Source organism: uncultured Salinibacterium sp., from assembly GCF_963974405.1.
GTDB lineage: Bacteria > Actinomycetota > Actinomycetes > Actinomycetales > Microbacteriaceae > Rhodoglobus.
Genome location: NZ_CAXBBH010000002.1, coordinates 147293 through 166048, shown reverse-complemented (window position 1 = coordinate 166048; position 18756 = coordinate 147293). Strand labels below are relative to the sequence as shown.

The window sequence follows — 18756 nt, the reverse complement described above, 5'->3', positions numbered from 1 at the left end:
TTCAAGAAGTGAATCGGACCTCCACCAGTAAAGTACCTAGGCCTTGGGTTTGACAAGTGAACGCATCAGATTTCGTAAGAATTTGTTGGTTACGATTTGGCAACAGCGAAGAATTGAGCGGATGGTCATCGGTGGCTTCATCCCGAATGCACCCCAGAAAAGCCCGGAAAATCGGGGAACTAGCGTGACGATTCGCCCAATCTGCGGCGATTGCAAGAGCCCACAGCGGCCGCGCGACTAGCGTCGTTTGAGAGTGGAAAAAATACCCCGAAGCACTTCGCGCACGACGGTCTGTCCAGTTCGTGAACCCAAGACGTCGCCGAGAACGTTCGTATCTTTGCGTGCTGGAGTGCGGGATGTCGTGCGACGGGAACTCGAAGAGGTCGTCGTCTTGTTCAGGTCCTTCAGAGCGCGCTCATAGTCAGCTTGCACCTTCGCTTGCTCTTTCGCCCGCGCTTGGGCGACCTTCTCGGCTTGCTGCGCAGCATCTTCCGCGTCCTTAGCGGACTCGGCCGCCGCATCCGCTTCTGCTGCCGCATTCATTTTCGCTGCAAGAATCTCGCGAGCTGATTCACGATCAACCGCAGTGCCATAAGTGGCCATCAGTGGGGATGCCGCGACGGCGACCTCCATGACGGCGGCATCCGTGGGAGACATCGACCCTTGCGGTGCGCGCAATCGAGTCCAGGCAACCGGAGTCGGTGCACCCTTCTCGTTCATGACCGTGATGATCGCCTCTCCCGTCGCGAGCGTCGTCAGCACCTCAGCGAGGTCGTAGCTTGATGTCGGATACGTCGAGACCGTGGTTTTGAGAGCCTTAGCCGAATCTGGAGTGTGCGCGCGCAGCTGGTGCTGGAAGCGAGACCCAATCTGAGCAAGCACGTCACTCGGAACGTCCTTGGGTGTTTGCGTGACAAACACCACGCCGACGCCCTTCGATCGAATCAAGCGCACTGTCTGCGTAATAGACGCGATGAAATCTTTCGAAGCGTCGTTGAACAACAAATGTGCTTCATCGAAGAAGAACACCAGTTTGGGTTTGTCGATATCGCCGACCTCTGGCAAGTCATTGAAGAGATCTGCCAGCAGCCACATCAAGAATGTCGAAAAGAGCGCAGGCTTGTCGCTCACTCCGGGAATCTCGAGCAAGCTCACAATTCCCGCACCGCTAGAGTTCGTGCGCAAGAAAAGCGACGTATCAATCTCTGGCTCGCCAAAGAAATCATCAGCGCCCTGGTTGGCAAAAGCGACCAGTTCGCGCAGAATGACACCGGCAGTCGCCGAAGACAGGCCGCCAAGATTCTTGAGTTCGGCCTTGCCTTCATCGCTCAGGAGCCACTGCACAACCGCCCGAAGATCGCTCAAGTCGACCAGAGGCAACCCCGCCGTGTCCGCGTAATGAAAGATCAACCCGAGGCTTGACTCTTGAGTGTCATTAAGACCCAACACCTTCGACAACAAGAGCGGTCCGAAGCTCGAAACAGTTGCCCGGATAGGAACGCCCGTGCCCATCCCGCCCAGAGTGAAATACTCAGTCGGAGATGCCACAGCCTGCCAGTCTTGACCGATCGACGTGGTGCGCTCAAGCAACTTCTCACTCGGCGTTCCCGCCGTAGCGATCCCGGAAAGATCGCCCTTGATGTCGGCGGCAAAGACGGGAACCCCCGCAGCCGAAAGCTGCTCAGCCAGCACCTGCAACGTCTTCGTCTTGCCTGTCCCTGTCGCTCCCGCCACGAGACCATGACGATTCAGCATCGCTACCGGGATGCGAATCGGCACATCCACGAGCGCATCGCCATTAACGAGAGCACCCATTTCGAGAACCTCGCCCTCGAAGGCATAGCCGTCGCGAATCCTCGCGACCTCTTCAGCGGTCAACGGACCGTCTCCGGAACTCATGGATACAGGCTCAGACACATCGGCAGGCGCTTGCTCGGCGGCACGCGCGGCCTCCTCCGAAGCGAGTTCAGCAGCCGCGAGCGCAGCCTGAGCCTCGGCCAAAGCCTTCTTTGCTGCCTCTACTTGGTCTGCGGCATCCGTCATGCGTCTAGCCTACGGATTGGCCGTCCCAACAACCATCGATTCGGGGATGTGAAGGTGTACTAGGTTTCAGTCTCTGCCGACAGCGTGCGGGCAAAAGGTGCCCACAGAATGACGGCGATACCGATTCCAACGAGTGCCCCACCGATAGTGTCGCTGAGCCAGTGAGCGCCCAAGTAGGTGCGACTCAGAATCATCAGAATCGTGTAAATTACGCCGACAATGATGACCCACCTACGTTGCAGAAGCAGAATCAGCACGACCGAGAGCGTGGCCGCATTGGCCACATGTCCCGAAGGGAATGAACCGAAGTCAGAAGTGACAAGAATCTGATCGGGGCGTGCGCGACTGAAGAGCGACTTGAGCAGTTGAACCACTCCCGCACTAATAGCTGAAGCAGCCAAGAAGTACACAGCTGCCCAGCGGCGTTGAGCGAGGAAGAACGCGAGCGCTCCCCCTAGAGGGACAACGAACACCCCGAACCATCCACCGCCTAGAAAGTTCATTACCAGTGCCGGGTCCGTGAACACATCCGCTCGGATGCGGAGGAAGTCGTCGAGAACAAGCTGGTCGAGACTGAGCGGGGTGCTGCGGGTAGCAATCAGCGCTCCGAGAAGCACCGCGAGAACTACCGCGCTGATCCCACTAATAAGCGGCCACCGGGTGGTAATACGGCGCGCATCCGCGTGCGAGATCTCATTTTCCACACCATCACGCTAGCGGCTCGACCTCAGCGAGTCCCGTGAGCGCGCAGGGCTCCGCCTACTGACTGGTGCTTAGACTCAACTGTTTCTGCGTTAGCGAGAGAGTGCAGGCACGGTCCGCGGACGCACTACCGTCCACATGACCACGATCGAAACGATAGCTGTGCTCCCCATCACGATGCCCATCGGGATGGCGTTGGTGATTCCGAAGGCGCCAACAATGGGCGAGGTGAGTCCGGCGAGGCCGAAGTTCACTGCACCAAGAACCGAAGCAGCGGTGGCTGCTTCTCCCCCGTGATTAGCGAGAGCGAGCACTTGCGTACACGGGAACGAAAAGCCACATGCCATCACAAAGAAGAAGAGTGGAATCAGTACCGTGGTGAGACCGCCGTTGACGATGTCGAGGAACACGATGGTAGATGCCGACAGCAAAAGCATGACTCCTGAGCCCGCGAGGATCCATTGTGGTCCGATGTAGCGCATGAGGAACGCACTCGTCTGCACGCCGATCACGACGCCAATTGAGTTAACCGCGAAGACAAGCCCGAATGCTTGGGGATCAAGGCCATACACGTTTTGAAGCAGGAACGGCGATGATGCGAGATAGGCGAAGAGTCCGGAGAAAGTCATTCCCGCGATCACTGCGGTGCCCACGAACACCCGGTCGGTGAACAACGACTTGTAGCGCTCGCGAGCAGTGGCATGGCCAAGATCGCGGCGGCGCGCAGCAGGCAGCGTTTCGACGATGAAGAACCAAGCGGCGAGCAAGACGAGAGTCGAATAAATCGCGAGAAACACGAACATTCCGCGCCAGGGTGTGATCAACAAAATCTGTGAGCCGATAAGTGGCGCGAGGATGGGGGCAAGCCCCTGAACGAGAGCCAGTCGAGACAGCATCCTCACCAGAGGCAAACCGCCGAAGAGATCGCGCACGACCGCCATCGCGACCACCGCGCCCGCCGCAGCACCCATGCCTTGAATGAGGCGGAAGACAAACAAGAGCTCGACATTCGCGGCTACGGCGACCCCAAGGCTCGCCAGAAGGTGAACCGTTGTGGCCACGATAAGCGGCAGGCGACGACCCAGTCGATCACTGAGCGGGCCTACGATGAGCTGTCCGAGGGCGAAACCCAGTGTTGTCGCCGTCAGCGTGAGCTGAACGATTGCTGCCGTCGTATCAAGGTCGGCCTCGATCAGCGGGAATGCTGGAAGATAAAGGTCGACCGTAAATGGCCCAAGAGCGGTTAGCGCTCCCAGTACCAGTACGTAGACAAGACGCTGGCGCGCAGAAAGAGAGTCACCCGGGTGAACAACGGTAGTCAAGCGATTCCTAGCTAAGAGAGAGGCCCGAGGGCCGCGACAAAAGATGCCCGCGACCTTGAGAGCCTACCCAGCTTATGCCTCCTTGAGCGCAAGCCAGGACTTTCCGAACAGTGGAGCAACTGCTGCAATAACGTAGACGACTACCGCGCCGATGAGTACGGGAGTGAGACCCCAGACCTCCACCGTGGCACCCGCAAGCAGGCTACCGAGCGGCATTCCGGCTGTGACTCCGGTAGTCAGCGTTCCGAGAACCCGAGCCCGAATCGCACGAGGCACAATCTCATAGAGCGTCGCAGAAAGAAGCGGATTGAGCGATCCCGCTGCGAGCCCCGCAGCGAGCATTGCCGTGAGAACTGCTACCGGTGGCAGCTCAGCGAGAATTGCCAGATAAGGAACTGGCCCGGCAATAAGAAAGCCGCCAACAAGAAGCGCACGACGAGGTAGCCGATGACCGAACTGGGCAAACAGCAAGGCCCCGGCGAGTGCCCCACCGGCGAAACAGCCCATGATGAGACCCAAAAATGATCCATCAGGCGTCACTGAACGTGAATATACCGGGAAGAGCACGAGGAACCCTGCCGCGTCGATGAGGTTCGTGACGACGACGAGAGCAACCACGCTTCGAATGATCGGCGTCTTCGCCACGTAGCCGATACCGTCAAGAAACTGTGCCCACATGCTCGCCGGGCCGCTCACTTCGCTCGACACGGCATCCGACGCGCGTGCGCGAGGGAGCACAACTCCGATCAACAACGCAGAAATTGCAAACGTGATGGCGTCGACAAAGAGCGAGTTAAGCGCGCCAATTGACACCAGAAGAATGGATGCTCCCGCTGCACCCAGAAGCGTAGCGGATCGAGAGATCGCTGAGCTCACCGCGGTCGCTCGCGTCAAGACGATGCCAGCGTCGTGCGCGAAGTCGGGGACGAGAGCTTCTTTCGCCGTCCGTCCTGGTGTGTCCAGTAGCCCACTGAGGAAGACAAGGAGCAAGAGCAGCCCGAAGGGCATCCCCGAGGTCAACGCCAGAACGGGGATTGCCAATACTGTTACCCCGCTTGCGAGATCCGCCACTACTGCCGCACGACGGAATCCGAAACGGTCGACAAGAACGCCACCGAGTGCTCCTCCGATAATCATGGGAACGGTGGCGAACGCGCCCGCCACACCAGTTGCCGCTACCGACCCGGTGAGCTCGAGAACGTACAGCGGAACCACGATCACTGTCACTGCGTTGCCGACGAGGGATAACCCGTGAGCGACGAGAAGCACGATCAGCGGAAAGGAAGCGAACCGGCTCCGCTCGACAAGGGGTGTCTGTTCAGAGGGTTGCGGTCTGGTCACGGTCGTCTCACGGCGTGTGAGATCAGGTACACGGGCTCTGCCTCTGGTCGTTCGCGGTCGCTTCGCGCGCGCCACTTAGTCAACACGGCATCGATTTCTTGCCGCGCCTCTGCCAGTTCGCTTGAGCTGAGGAAGGCCACCATATCGGTGAAGCCGACGGCGTCGATCCAGTCTGCAGACAACTCGTGCTCGCGCTCTATCGCGAGATGCAACTCTCCCGACATGACGTCGATCGCCTGGTGCCGCAACTGACTGTTCGCATCTCGATACTCAGGCGTTGCCTCTGAACTGGCATGGCCAAATTCCGTGAACTCGTGGCTAGCGCGCCACCACGTCTCACGGCGGTCGTCCGACTCACCTTCAGCACGCTCGATAAATCCTCCCGAGGCGAGCGCCTTCAAGTGGTAGCTCACGCTGCCAGCAGATTCTCCGAACTGGGCTGCGAGCATTCCCACCGTGGCGGGGCTTGTCACGCGTAGTTCGCCGAGGAGCTTCATGCGCAAAGGGTGCGCGAGGGCTCGCATCCTCGTGATGCTGTCGAGGGGAATTGAACTCGCTTGGGGGCTCGCGTCTTCTGCGGTCATAGCTCAACAATAACTACACAAGAACTATTGTGCAATGACTCTTGTGGATTATTAGTCGGAGCGATTCTGCTCAGCATAAAGTCGCGCATAGACCCCATCGACCGCAATCAACTCGCTGTGAGTTCCGCGCTCGACGATCGCCCCGGCCTGAACGACGAAAATCACATCGGCCGAGCGTACGGTCGAGAGCCGGTGCGCTACAGCAATCGTTGTGCGTCCCCGGGATGCTGCATCCAGTGCGCCCTGAACAGTGCGCTCCGAAATCGAATCCAGAGCGCTAGTCGCCTCATCTAGAATCAGCACACTCGGGTCTTTCAACAACACCCGCGCGATCGCAATGCGCTGCTTTTCACCACCCGAAAGCCGGTAGCCGCGCTCCCCCACGACAGTGTCATAACCAGCAGGGAACGACATGATGGTGTCGTGGATGTTGGCGGCACGCGCCGCCGCCTCGACTTGCTCGGTCGTGGCGTCGGGTCGCGCATACGAGAGGTTCTCCGCGATCGTCGCATGGAAGAGGTAGGTCTCTTGGCTGACTATGCCGATGTTGCGAATCAGTGAGTCCTGGGTGAGATCACGTACGTCATCGCCGGCGAACAGTACCCGGCCGCCGCTCGCTTCATGCAGTCTCGGAATGAGGTAGGAGACGGTCGTCTTTCCAGCTCCGGATGGCCCAACGAACGCGGCATACTGTCCGGGTTCAATCGCGAAGCTCACAGAATCAAGCGTGGGTTTAGTGGATGAGTCGGCATCCGGGTAGCGGAAGGTCACGTTGTCGAAAGCGACAGCTCCGAGCGCACCATCTCGCACTTCGTGCGCATCAACTTTGTCGACGATAGCGGGCGTGAGATCTAGGTATTCAAAGATGCGCGCAAAGAGCGCCGACGAAGTTTGGAGATCGAGAGCGACCCGCATGAGGCCGAGGAGCGGGAACATGAGCCTCGCCTGAACTGTCGTGAACGCAACTATTGTGCCGGCGGTCACGTCAACACCTCCGGTAATCAGATACGCGGCCACAATGTAGACGATCGCAGGGATGACGGAGAGAAAGATGTTGACCGTGGCGAAGAACCATTGACCGCTCATCTGTTGACGAACTTGCAGCCCAATTTGCTGCCGGTTTTCGTGAGAGTACCTCTTGGTTTCCACTTCTTGCTGGTTGAAGCTCTTAGAGAGCAGGATTCCTGAGACGCTTAACGACTCTTGCGTGATCGCAGTCATGTTGCTCAAAGACTCTTGAGTCTTGGTTGCTATCCGAGCGCGGATCTGGCCCACGCGACGCTGGGCAATCACGATTCCCGGCAGCACAATGATGGCCACAATGGTGAGCTGCCAGCTCAAGACGAGCATGCTGACGAAGGCAGCGATGACCGTAACCGTGTTTCCGATCACGCTCGAGACGGTGTTGTTGAGAACACCGGCAACCCCACCGACATCATTCTGGAGTCGTGACTGAATAACGCCTGTTTTAGTGCGGGTGAAGAATGCGAGCTCCATCCGCTGCAACTGGTCGAATAGTCGTACGCGTAGTGCTCCCATGACTTTGTTTCCCACCGTGGCGGTGAGATAGGTCTGCCACACGCCGAGCGCCGCCGAGGCAATCCAGAGCCCGACCATAATGCTCACGAGCTGGGTGAGCACTGGGATGTTGGGGGTTCCTGATGGAGGGAACAGACCCTCATCGAACGCTTGCTTCGTGAGAAGTGGGGGAAGCACGCTTATCGCGGCGCCAATGAGCACGAGCGTGACAGTGAGGATAAGTGTTGCGCGGTGTGGTTCAAATAGTCGGGCGATGCGGCGAAGAAGGTGGGGGATTTTTGGTGCATCTGCATTTTCTGCTTTTTGGGCAGAGTAATCGCCGCCACTCACTCGGCCTCCTCGCCGGGGGCCGCCGCCTACTGTGCTCATTCTTCGAGAATAGTTCTCCATATCCTCGTTAACGGCCAATCGCACAGCGCATGAATGCGCTGTGCGAGAAACCGTTGAGGAGTTCGGTGGGCAGCCGAGGCTGCCCACCGAACGGTCAGGATCAGCTGTCGCGAGCTACCGAACGTCGTCGCGCAATGCTGAACCCTACGAGCACCAATCCGACCTGCAGGAACCCGAGTCCTGCGAGCGTCGGAGCCATTGTGCTCGAGCCTGTGAACGCCAAAGTAGGCAGGTCGATTGAGGCTGGAGTGGTGGGCGGCCCCTCAGGCAGAAGCGGGAGGGTCGGCAGGTCCGTGGGCGGCGTCGGCGTCGGCGGCTCCTCCGGAGGAAGCGGGAAGGTGGGCAGGTCGCACTGTTCAAGAGTGACTTCTCCCCTGGCGCTCAAGGTCTTTGCCGCATTCACTATCGACACCGTGTATGAGGAACCATTCGGCACATTCTTGAATTCAAGGGCACGAGTTGGCAAATCAGCTTCGAAGGTAACCGGAGCCACAGCGTTGAGTGCCGCGCCGGTCGACTTCTCAACGATGCTGACTGTGTAGGTCTGGCCGACTGCGAGGTCTTTGGCCGACACCGCGACTGTGGAAGCTCCGAGGAGATTGCACTCTGCCTGCATAATCATCACGATCGGCTGCTCGGGGCACGGCGCGAGGTACGTATCCGCAGCGGCAGTCACGGCCGGAGCGGACTTAGCGTCCGTCACCACAACTCGATAGTTGCGCTCGGTTTCAAGATCAGCGAACGTGAACTTCTGAGCGTCGCCCGTTGTGGAGTCGAGCCTGTAAGCATCGCCAACAGCCACGTTGTCCTGCAGCAGCGTCACGGTGTACTCACGACCAACGGCGTAGTTGGAGACCGCGGCGGTAATCGATGCTGCTCCTCCAGGAGCCGTGCACTGCTCAGCTGCCAGCTCGACGGTGGTCTCGCTGGTCGCGCACGGAACAAGCACGACGGTTGCGGCGCTCGCGTAGTCAGGCTGAAGAGCGTCGGCAACAGTCGCGGTGTAAGCGCCCGGAGCCATGCCCTTCATAGTCGCGTCGAAGCGATCGGTCGTCGCGAGATAGCTACTTTCACTAAACACTGGCCTCATTTCCGTATCGGCGATCGCAATGTTGTAGCTGCGTCCCGGGACGAGGCCCTCAACAGCGATACTAATCTGGCCTTCGGCATCCGTCGACACGGCGTTACACTCGCTCGCCGAGAGCACTGGCTGAGGAATCACTTCGGGGCAGGGCAAGAAAGTGTGCGTGCCGCTCTGAAGAGGCTGAGCATGGGGCTCGTTCGTGTCCACGACAGTTGCATAGTAGCTGGCAGACGGTGTCGCAGGCGAGTTGTAGGAACCGGTCGCGGCGTTTGCCGTAAAGGTGTGGCTGTCGACGACAGCTTGTGAGCTCGCGTTGACAATATCAATGCGGTACGACCGTCCCACAGCGAGGTCACTGACATTGACCTTAATGGATGCGCCTTCGCCGGGAACAGTGCACTCATTCGCGACAATTGCGATTCCGGCAACGACCGGGCAAGCAATTGTGATGACGCTCTTGCATGCCATCAAGTCACGGTTCGTGGTGTCGGTAATCGTCACTGTGTAAGTCAACCCGGCAGCGAGTCCGCTCCAGGTATAACTGCCAGCGCTTTGAGTGGGTGTGTACGTCACTGTCTGCGGCGCGCGCACACCATCCTCGAGTGTCAGCTCATACTGACGATCGGCGACCAATCCAGCGAAAGTCGCGGAAATGTCAGTAGAACCACCAGGAACTTCACAACTGGTTGCCGAAACATCAGTAATTACTGGGGCCGAACACGGCTGTGAAGTCTTCGCCCACGTGCGGTTCCAACTGGGGTGGTTGGGGTTGTTCCACGCCGTAACCGACGCCGTGAATGCGTGGGCGTCGGTGGAATTGGGGAAAGCAAAGAACTGCGAACCGCTCTTGCTGAACGGAACTACCTGCTGTTCACCGCCGTCAAGTTGGAACTTAATGAGGTTCTGTTGGCCTTGGCCCGAACCGCTTGCGTCGTAGTAGAGAGCCGTGACGGTGACGCCTTCACAGGTAACTTCGATGCTCGGTGTGTGAGCCTCAGCCGCGGAGGAAACTGAGGCGACGGCCAAACCCGAACCCACAACAAGGGCAAGTGCGACCATGGCGGCAATGCCACGTGTATCTCTCAACGACCAACGCTTGCGCTGTTGTCCAGTGATCTCATCGAATCGGGGGCTTCGATTTGCGGCGCGCCAACGCACCAAAAACTTATTCACTTCGGGTTTCGCTCTCGGGTAACGAGCGACCGGGAACAGATCGAACCAATGCGCTGGGGGACGCGTTGGGCCGGCGGGGGATTCCGGGTAGCTCTATCGGGTGGTGTCACACGTTCGGGGGTCAAGAATGCGACGTGCCCATTATGGGGGGTGCTAATGAATGAGTGCAAGCCCCACGCGCGAGGGAGTAGTCTATGACTCTCTCGCCACCTACCCGAATAGGCGAGAACTACGAACTTCATCGAAACGAGCGTTTCGAAGGGGGAGCATAACAATGGCGATAGCGGACGTGAGGGCGCTGCAACGTGCCTTTGACGCCGCTCGCGCCACCGAAAATTTCTCACTCGCTCTGCACGAACTTCACGAAGTCTGGCCGCTCCTCGTAGACACCTCAGGAGCACCCCTCCGCCTGATGCTCGATTCGACTCCCCACGATCTTTGGCACAGCGACCCCTGGCTCATCACGTGCTACGCAGCGAGCTTCCGTTCAGCAGACATCGCAAGCCGCACGGCCGCCCTCCCTTACTTCGAAGCAGCACTGGCGCTCCTCTCACCGGAGACGCCGGCATTCGTCCGCGCCACCGTGTACGTGCGCTATGCGACAGCGCTACGCTCTCTCGGCCGCCTCAACGACGCTTTCGCCGCCATCGTTACCGCTAGCTTGATCGCCGAAAGCCAAGACGTGATCCCGCTCGCCCGCCGCATTCCACTCACCGCCGAAATAGCGCTACAGCGTGGCGCGATCTCACTCCACGCCGGAGACTTCGATCGCGCAAAAATCGACTTGCGCCTTGCCAGCTCGTTGGCAGAAACAAACCTTAGCGTCGCCAACCAGCTTGAGGTTTTCGGATGCCTCGCGCTCATCCAACTGCTCCTGGGTGACTTTGAGCATGCCCTGAGCTACGTCGCGCGAGCCGAATCGACTGGCGCGAGCCCCGCACTGCGCGGTAGCCGCTTCAATGCGCCCGCCCTCATCACCGATCTGGTGGTGAGAATAAACCAGCGCGGAAGCGACGGCCTCGCACCCCTAGTCAGCAAAGTCAAAGACGCTACGGTCGATAGCGACTGGGAGCCTCTCGGCCTCTACGCCCACGCCTTCGTCGAGCTCTTTGACGCGCGCCCTCACGAAGGCCTTGAGCACTTGCGTCAGGCGCAGCTCGCTCTTGATGGCTGGCAACCATCCGGCTTTGTCAGTTCAGAAATTCGCGGTTTGAGAACAGCCGCCTGTGTGCAGCTTGGCGATAGCGGCGCAGCTTGGGATACCCTCGATGGGTTCACCCCCACGCAACACCACACTGTCTGCCCGGCCCGCCTGGTTGCTCACTTACGGTTCGTCACTGGCGACGCGCGCGGCGCTCTCGACGCGATACGCGAGTGCGAGTTGCTCGGTGACGCGCATTCCAGCAGAAACTTGGCCGACGTCTATCTCCTCAAAGGAGCGGCCCACCTGTCACTCGGCAGCCAAGATCAATCAGACGTCGCGTTCGATCGCGCGCTTCGCCTAGTCGCGCGCAACCGGATGCACAGCCCTTTCAGGCTTGTGCCCAGCGAGGTAGTGCAAGACATGCTCACCCGCGCAGCATCGCGGAGTCAGGGCGCTGAGGTGAGAGCACTCATCAAACGCCTTGACGGTCTTACCGTACTGCTCCCCGCCCGTGACTCGCACGCTCTGAGCGACCGGGAACGAGCGATTGCTCGCGAACTCGTGCGAGGTCGCAATTCTGCGGAGATTGCAGAAACATTGTTCATTTCGGTAAATACCGTGAAGTCTCATCTCAAGAGCATCTATCGCAAGCTTGGTGTCACTTCGCGTGTCGAAGCAATCCACAAGTCCCGCGAATTGGGTCTCCAAGTGGATATCACCCTTGACTAACCCTCCATTCACCCCCGAGGCAGTTGCTGCATCCGTGTCGCGTCGATAGATTAGGTAGACCACTTCCGCTAGCCCCGCTTTCTTTGCGCGCCTAGCGGTCTCGTGCCGAAACATCCGCCTCCGGAACCTGATCCCTGGTGTCAACGGATTCGGCACGTTGGTGGGGCGCTCGGCTGGTTACCAAGCGCCCCACCCCCTCTTCTTCATCCGGTTCTCTATCGCGTCCACTCGCGAACCACTTGTGCGGATGGCTCTACAGTCGTCGGCGACCAGCCAACGGCGTAGCGCCCTCCCGCGCGAGTTAACGCAGAAAGGCGCCACCCTCGAAGGGTGACGCCATTCTGGCTAAGCATGCCTCTAGCGAGGCGTGATCCTCGTGAGAGGAATCGACTACTTAAGGGTTACGGTTGCGCCGGCTTCTTCAAGAGCAGCCTTTGCCTTCTCCGCGGCTTCCTTGTTTGCGCCCTCGAGCACAACGCTGGGAGCGCCGTCAACGACTGCCTTCGCCTCTCCGAGACCGAGGCTCGTGAGTGCGCGCACCTCCTTGATGACCTGGATCTTCTTGTCGCCAGCAGCCTCGAGAACGACGTCGAATGAGTCCTTCTCTTCAACTTCTTCAGCGGCACCGGCAGGTGCGCCAGCAGCTGCAACAGCAACCGGGGCAGCAGCGGTAACTTCGAAGACCTCTTCGAACTTCTTAACGAAGTCGCTGAGCTCGATGAGGGTCAGTTCCTTGAACGCCTCGATGAGGTCGTCGCTTGACATTTTCGCCATGATTTTCTCCTAATATTTCTTGAACTAGCTAGCCCGCGCGTTACTGCGCGGAATCCTGCTTCTCGCGCAGCGCGTCGACCGTGCGAACGGCCTGAGCGAGCGGTGCGTTGAACAGATACGCGGCGCCGAACAGTGAAGCCTTGGCTGCTCCAGCAAACTTCGCGAGGAGCACCTCCCGGCTTTCCAGATCGGCCAGCTTCTTGACCTCATCTGCAGTGAGCGCGTTACCGTCGAAGTAACCACCCTTCACTACGAGAAGAGGGTTTGCCTTGGCAAAGTCACGCATAGCCTTCGCAACGGTGACAGGGTCTCCGTGTACGAATGCGATTGCAGACGGACCAACGAGCTCTTCGTCGAACGACGAAATGCCTGCTGCGTTAGCTGCAATCTTTGTCAGCGTGTTCTTCACCACGGCGTATGTTGCGTGCTCACTGATTGACTTGCGCAGCGTCTTGAGCTGGGCAACAGTGAGTCCGCGATACTCGGTTAGCAGAACGGCGGTCGAGTTGCGGAAAAGATCCGTAAGCTCGGCGACCGATGCTTCCTTGTTCGCCATGGTGCTCCCTACTGGTTGATGTGTGTCTGCCGCAGAACCGCGTAAAGATATCGGAGGAGCTCGGGGCTCTTAAACGAAAAAGCTCCGGCCCTTCTGCACTGACGCAGAGGCACGGAGCTGAGTTGCGGCCAGAATTGGCCGGAAAACTACTTCATACACCTGCGCTGGCCTTCGTTTTCACGAACTTCGATCGCACACACTTTCGCGCATGCAAACGACCGGCGGTCTTTGGCTTCCGTAAGAGTACGTGATTGCGGGCGTCGCCGCAAATCCGATGCCAGCCGCATACTCCTCCACGGCTACCGCACCCCCTCAGTTGACCCTGACTCGACAACGAGCGGCAGCTCGATTCGGAAAACAGTGTTGCCCGGCTCGCTTGAGACCGCACTCGTTCCACCGTGCGACGCGACCAAAGCGGAAACTATCGCTAGCCCCAGCCCGGTACTGCCCGCCGCGCGGGACCGAGAGCTATCTCCCCGCACAAAACGCTCAAAAACCGTCGCTTGCAGGTCATCCGCTATGCCTGGTCCGGTATCTCGAACCTCGATTACCGCGCGGTCCCCCTCCGCCGCAAGGCTCGCCGTCACGCTGGTGCCGGCAGGGGTATGCACTCGCGCGTTGGCGAGCACATTGCCGACGACCTGATGAAGCTGAGCACTATTGCCATTCACTAGAACGGCAACATCCGGCAGTTCGAGCGCCCACGTGTGGTCCGGCCCAGCGACATGCGCATCGCCGACGGCGTCAATCATTAGTCGCGACAGGTCAACAGTGGCGTAATCGACCGGGGCCGACTCATCGAGTCGCGCCAAGAGCAACAAGCTTTCGACGAGCCCCGTCATTCGCACCGATTCGGCCTCGATCCGCCCAATAGCGTGAGCAACATCATCCGGAATCGTATGACCGCCGCGACGCGTCAGCTCTGCATAACCACGGATTGAGGCAAGGGGCGTTCGGAGTTCGTGGCTCGCATCAGCAACGAAAGAGCGCACTTTGTCTTCGCTGGCTTGACGAGCAGTAAGAGCGGATGCCACGTGCTCAAGCAACCGGTTGAGGGCCGAGCCCATCTGGCCAACCTCCGTGCGCGGGTCGGCGTCATCGAGCGCCACACGTTCCGCGAGCGCCACCGCTCCACGGTCAAGTTGGAGCTCTGACACCCGAGTCGCGGTGCTCGCTACTCGCTCAAGCGGGCGGAGCGCAAATCGCACGGCAATCGCTCCGGCAACGGCGGCGATCACGATAGTGAGGACTCCGATGGCCACGACGACCATGGTCAGTTGAAAAACGGTGGCGTGAACATCCGCGAGAGGGAGCCCCACGATGAGATACGCCGCCGTGGACGGATCGCTCGTCACGATCATCCGGTACTCCCCCAGGTTTCCTCCGAGAGTGACGGTCGTGGGATTATCCAGTTGATCTAGCGCGGAGAGTGTTCGCAATTGCTCGTTAGTCAACAGGGCGAGCGTTCCTTCGTCGCTCAGCACGCCGGCGGTAATACCGTCCGAACTGCTGACCAGTCCGGCGACGGTTCCTTCTCGCTGGCCCGGAAGCACGAGGAATTCGCTGGCAGGAGTTCGTTGAACGTTGTATCCCTGTCCATCGAGTGCTCCCTGGGAGCGGCTCGAAGCGGCGAGCAACTGGGCATCGAGTCTCCCGACCAGAAAACCCTGCAATGCGAGAACACTTACCACGCCGATGACCACTGCTGCGAGCGCGATTAGTGCCGAGCTTCCCCATACGAGTCTCGTGCGTAAGCTCAAGGAGCGACCACCGATCTCGCCAGGGCGTAGCTCCTCGCTCCGCGAGGTCACTCTGGCGCCCTCAGCATGTACCCAACACCGCGAACGGTCTGGATCATCGGTGGGCCAAGAACGTCGACTTTCTTGCGAAGGTAGGAGATGTAGATTTCAACGACGCTCGACTTTCCCCCGAAGTCATAGCTCCATACGCGGTCAAGAATTTGGAACCTGCTGAGAACTCGACGTGGGTTCCGCATGAGATATCGCAGCAGCTCGAATTCGGTAGCGGTGAGTTCGATAGGGGTGCCAGCACGGCTCACCTCGTACGTGCTTTCGTCGAGTGTGAGATCGCCAACTTCTATGATCGGGCTCGACTCGCCCGCAACAGTGAGGGTCGACCGGCGCAACAGCGCACGCAGCCGTGCCACCAGTTCCTCCAGACTGAACGGTTTAGTGACGTAGTCGTCCCCTCCGACCGTGAGACCAGCAATGCGGTCGTCGACCGAGTCTTTCGCAGTCAGAAAGAGGATGGGAGTTTGGATGCCATCCGCTCGCAACCGCGAAAGCACCGAGAGCCCATCGAGGCCGGGCATCATGATGTCGAGCACCACAATGTCTGGCGCAAATTCGCGGATCGTGGACAGCGCCTGCGAGCCATCTGACGCGAGCCGGACATCCCACCCTTCGTAGCGAAGCGCCATGGAGAGAAGGTCGGTAAGAGAGTCTTCATCGTCAACCACGACAGCCCGGATGGCGGTTCCGTCGGCGCGACTGAGTCGGGGCTGGGCCTGAACTGCGGGCAGATGATGTGACGGCGTCATGCCCTCTAGTTATTCGGAGTTTCCTATGAATTTTCTGAGTAAGGGAGCCGGAGTGGCGGAGTACTAGCCTGACTCACTGATCGCTTTGGCGTGCACGGCCTAGCGCGTCGCCCCCGGAATGAGCCAGCGGTCGCCGCGAGCGCGAATCCCTAAGGTCACCGCGCGGGCGCCGATGTACCCCACGCCGAACGCGAGCCAGAGGGCGACGGTGGCAGAGGTGCCGTTGAGGTTTGCCGACTCAACCCACCACAGCAGAGGCACATAGACAGCAAGATTAACGAGCCCGGTGAGCGCCAGATAGCGCGCATCCCCGGCCCCAATCAGTACGCCATCGAGAACAAAGACGAAGCCCGCGATCGGGATGCCGAGGGCGAGCACCGGCAGGAGTGCGGCGAGTCCGTTGCGCACTACCGGGTCGGAACTGAACGCGAATCCCGCCCACGGCGAGGCGATGAGAACAAGCACTCCGAGCACAACTCCGCTGCCGATTCCTAGCTCGATCAGTCGGCGTGTGATTGCACGGGCTCGAACGATGTCGCTCGCACCGAGTTCTTTACCGATCATGGCCTGCCCGGCGATTGCGAGTGCATCCAGCACGAATGCGAGAGTCGCGAAGATTGTCAAAGCTATCTGCACGGTAGCGAGTTCAGGCACCCCGATACCTGTCGCGATAACGATGGTGGCAAGCATGGCTGCGCGCAACGATGCCGTACGCAGTAGTAACCAGGCTCCTGCGTGTCCCGCCAACAACATCCCACTGAGATGTGGTCGCAGGCTTGTTCCCTCACGGCGGGCAAAGGTGACAAGCATTGCAAGATAAGCGGCAGCCATGCCCCAGCTCGCCACCACCGTGCCGATAGCTGAACCGGCGACACCCCAGCCGAAACCGTAAATGAAAAGCGTGTTGAGAAGAGCGTTTGAGATGAACCCTGCGACCGCAACGATGAGCGGGGTACGGGTGTCTTGCAAACCACGCAAAAGGCCGGAGGCGGCAAAAGTGATGAGCATCGCGGGCAAGCCAATGATCGAAATCGCGAGGTACTCCGTGGCGTAGCCCCCAATGCTGGCATCGGGGTTAAACAGGCCTATGAGCCACGGAGTTGCAGGAATTCCAACCGCCACGAGGAGGATGCCGAGCATCACCGCTAGCCACACTCCGTCGACTCCCGCTGCCACAGCGCGCGCCCGATTCCCGACCCCGAGCCAGCGGGCTACTGCCGGGGTTGTGGAGTACGCCAAGAAGATCAGCAAACCCACCGCCGTTTGCAACACAGCACTAGCCACGCTCAGCCCGCCCAGCTGGGCACTGCCGAGGTGCCCCACTAGCGCCGTGTCAGTGAGGAGAAAAATCGGCTCCGCGACGAGCGCGCCGAGTGCGGGGACTGCCAGCCGACGAATATCGCGGTCGAGTGGCGAACGAAACACTCCCACGGCCTACTGCGGTGCCGGGTTGTCGGTCGCGTCGGAATCCGCCGCTGCAGGCTTTTTTGCTACAGGCTTTGTTGCTGCAGGCTTCTTGGCCACAGGTTTTTTGGCAGCGGGCGCCTTCGTTACGCGCGGCTGGGGTGTGCGGCTCGTTGATGTTGACTTCGCGGCTGGCCTTTTCGTAGCAGTCGCGCTCGTTGCCGTCGTCTGCGCTTTCGGCTGGGTCTTGGTCTGTGACTTGGGCTGGGCCTTCGTCGTCGACTTTTTCGGAGCGGCGGTGGACTTCCCGGCTGGCGTTGTATTCGCCGTCGTGGTTTTAGCGCTCGATTTTTTGAGTGCGGCGCTGGTGTTCTCAGCCTTAGCCGAAGCAGCTTTCTTGCTGTCGCCTACATGGGAGGTCGCCGCCTCGGAGGCCACAGGCTTGGCGCGAGGAGAACGCTTCGCGGCGGAACGAGGAACCGCAGCGGTCGCTTCATCATCGATCGAGGGCGGCGCAACTGCCTCTTCTGCAGGGGGGACCGATTCATGATCTGCCTCTACCCCGCCAGTTGCCTCCGAGTTTTCTGCACTGCGTTCGCGACGTGCTCGCAGTTTGCCAAGAACGGCAGGAAGGAGCAAAACCAGCACTACGACGCCGATTGTCGTAACGATCAGCACGACAGACTGCACCGAGCCCTGATCGGGCTGAGGCTCCTCATCGACAACTTCAACGAGTCGCGTTGAGACGATCGATTGGTACTCTGCCAGCGTCGTCTCCCCCGCAACCTCGCTCGAACCGCGAACAAGTGGGGTAATCACGTCACCGATGAGTGAAAACCAGGCGTCAGTCTCTGGCTCGTGAATCAGAGTGGCATCGTTGTCCACATCATCAAGGGCAAGCGCGGTGCCGGGGTTACGAATGAAATCGATCATTTCTGGTTCGACTGTTGCCGGATCGAATCCGATGAGGGCGACACCGACCGGCTCTTCGCCAATCAGTACGGGAACTTTCCAGCGGTTGACGTATTGCACCGGAGTCTCGGTTGCCACTCCGGAGTGATAATCCCGCGACCACAAGAAGACGCGGTCGATAGCTCCCAGCTCAATTCCGTCAGAAAAATCAAGACCACTACCGCGCTCGTCGAGACCGAAATACTCTTCCAGTTCGAGCAACAGGCCCTCGTCGGCTGAAGCAAACGCCGCGACATCGGGAGGGATGGAGCCTGTCGAAGCAACCGCCGCCGCGGGGCTCAACATCATCATGGCGACGAGCGTCGCTGCCGCCGCCCCGGCCAACGTGTGGCGGAGACGACGAGATGACAGTGAGGGGTGGACTGCGTGCATGAGCCTAGTCTGCCAGTTCGCACCGGCAATCCCCGCCCGCCCTCGTTACCCACAGTCACTGCGCCAC

14 protein-coding genes are annotated in these 18756 nt (G+C 59.6%); 1 reads left to right on the top strand and 13 read right to left on the bottom strand.

Annotation, left to right across the window (positions count from 1 at the left end; genetic code table 11):
* Positions 1 to 237 precede the first annotated feature (237 nt).
* From AACZ26_RS09215 to AACZ26_RS09185, 7 genes are all read right to left on the bottom strand, one after another.
* Positions 238 to 2043 (bottom strand): helicase HerA-like domain-containing protein, encoded by a 1806-nt coding sequence (locus AACZ26_RS09215; protein ID WP_339620960.1) that lies wholly within the window; start codon positions 2041 to 2043, stop codon positions 238 to 240.
* 59 nt (positions 2044 to 2102) lie between these two features.
* Positions 2103 to 2747 (bottom strand): phosphatase PAP2 family protein, encoded by a 645-nt coding sequence (locus AACZ26_RS09210; RefSeq protein WP_339620958.1) that lies wholly within the window; start codon positions 2745 to 2747, stop codon positions 2103 to 2105.
* A 90-nt stretch (positions 2748 to 2837) separates the two neighbouring features.
* Positions 2838 to 4067, bottom strand: a complete 1230-nt coding sequence (locus AACZ26_RS09205) for a multidrug effflux MFS transporter (protein ID WP_339620956.1) — start codon at positions 4065 to 4067, stop codon at positions 2838 to 2840.
* Positions 4068 to 4139: 72 nt separating this feature from the next.
* Entirely contained in the window at positions 4140 to 5408 is a 1269-nt protein-coding gene (locus tag AACZ26_RS09200; RefSeq protein WP_339620954.1) for an MFS transporter, read from the bottom strand.
* Positions 5405 to 5992, bottom strand: coding sequence for a helix-turn-helix domain-containing protein (locus AACZ26_RS09195; protein ID WP_339620952.1), 588 nt, complete (start codon positions 5990 to 5992; stop codon positions 5405 to 5407). The genes AACZ26_RS09200 and AACZ26_RS09195 overlap by 4 nt, the downstream gene beginning before the upstream one ends.
* A 51-nt stretch (positions 5993 to 6043) precedes the next feature.
* Positions 6044 to 7900, bottom strand: a complete 1857-nt coding sequence (locus AACZ26_RS09190; protein ID WP_339620950.1) for an ABC transporter ATP-binding protein — start codon at positions 7898 to 7900, stop codon at positions 6044 to 6046.
* A gap of 121 nt (positions 7901 to 8021) precedes the next feature.
* Positions 8022 to 10091: an RTX toxin gene (locus AACZ26_RS09185; RefSeq protein ID WP_339620948.1), complete on the bottom strand. Its 2070-nt coding sequence runs from the start codon at positions 10089 to 10091 to the stop codon at positions 8022 to 8024.
* A gap of 361 nt (positions 10092 to 10452) precedes the next feature.
* Between AACZ26_RS09185 and AACZ26_RS09180 the strand changes: the two genes are divergently transcribed.
* Positions 10453 to 12051 carry a response regulator transcription factor gene (locus AACZ26_RS09180; protein ID WP_339620946.1) on the top strand — a complete coding sequence of 533 codons (1599 nt, stop codon included), beginning with the start codon at positions 10453 to 10455 and terminating at the stop codon, positions 12049 to 12051.
* Positions 12052 to 12441: 390 nt separating this feature from the next.
* On the opposite strand, the gene rplL is transcribed toward AACZ26_RS09180, so the two are convergent.
* The 6 genes from rplL to AACZ26_RS09150 all read right to left on the bottom strand — a co-directional run bounded on the left by rplL (position 12442) and on the right by AACZ26_RS09150 (position 18689).
* Complete coding sequence (gene rplL / locus AACZ26_RS09175; protein ID WP_339620944.1) at positions 12442 to 12825, bottom strand: 50S ribosomal protein L7/L12; 384 nt, start codon at positions 12823 to 12825, stop codon at positions 12442 to 12444.
* Positions 12826 to 12865: 40 nt separating this feature from the next.
* Positions 12866 to 13381 carry a 50S ribosomal protein L10 gene (gene rplJ, locus AACZ26_RS09170; RefSeq protein WP_100389485.1) on the bottom strand — a complete coding sequence of 172 codons (516 nt, stop codon included), beginning with the start codon at positions 13379 to 13381 and terminating at the stop codon, positions 12866 to 12868.
* Positions 13382 to 13680: 299 nt separating this feature from the next.
* Positions 13681 to 15192, bottom strand: coding sequence for an ATP-binding protein (locus AACZ26_RS09165; RefSeq protein WP_339620940.1), 1512 nt, complete (start codon positions 15190 to 15192; stop codon positions 13681 to 13683).
* Positions 15189 to 15941: a response regulator transcription factor gene (locus AACZ26_RS09160; RefSeq protein ID WP_339620938.1), complete on the bottom strand. Its 753-nt coding sequence runs from the start codon at positions 15939 to 15941 to the stop codon at positions 15189 to 15191. The genes AACZ26_RS09165 and AACZ26_RS09160 overlap by 4 nt, the downstream gene beginning before the upstream one ends.
* A 99-nt stretch (positions 15942 to 16040) precedes the next feature.
* The gene (locus AACZ26_RS09155; RefSeq protein WP_339620936.1) at positions 16041 to 17372 is read right to left on the bottom strand and encodes an MATE family efflux transporter; all 1332 of its coding nucleotides are present in this window, start codon (positions 17370 to 17372) and stop codon (positions 16041 to 16043) included.
* 3 nt (positions 17373 to 17375) lie between these two features.
* Positions 17376 to 18689, bottom strand: coding sequence for a hypothetical protein (locus tag AACZ26_RS09150; protein WP_339620934.1), 1314 nt, complete (start codon positions 18687 to 18689; stop codon positions 17376 to 17378).
* Between the last annotated feature and the right edge of the window lie 67 nt (positions 18690 to 18756).

Coding starts and splice junctions, on each gene's coding strand:
- AACZ26_RS09180 (WP_339620946.1), top strand. CDS start 10,453: ATGGCGATAGCGGACGTGAGGGCGCTGCAACGTGCCTTTGACGCCGCT.
- AACZ26_RS09190 (WP_339620950.1), bottom strand. CDS start 7,900: ATGAGCACAGTAGGCGGCGGCCCCCGGCGAGGAGGCCGAGTGAGTGGC.
- AACZ26_RS09195 (WP_339620952.1), bottom strand. CDS start 5,992: ATGACCGCAGAAGACGCGAGCCCCCAAGCGAGTTCAATTCCCCTCGAC.
- AACZ26_RS09215 (WP_339620960.1), bottom strand. CDS start 2,043: ATGACGGATGCCGCAGACCAAGTAGAGGCAGCAAAGAAGGCTTTGGCC.
- AACZ26_RS09150 (WP_339620934.1), bottom strand. CDS start 18,689: ATGCACGCAGTCCACCCCTCACTGTCATCTCGTCGTCTCCGCCACACG.
- rplL (WP_339620944.1), bottom strand. CDS start 12,825: ATGGCGAAAATGTCAAGCGACGACCTCATCGAGGCGTTCAAGGAACTG.
- rplJ (WP_100389485.1), bottom strand. CDS start 13,381: ATGGCGAACAAGGAAGCATCGGTCGCCGAGCTTACGGATCTTTTCCGC.
- AACZ26_RS09160 (WP_339620938.1), bottom strand. CDS start 15,941: ATGACGCCGTCACATCATCTGCCCGCAGTTCAGGCCCAGCCCCGACTC.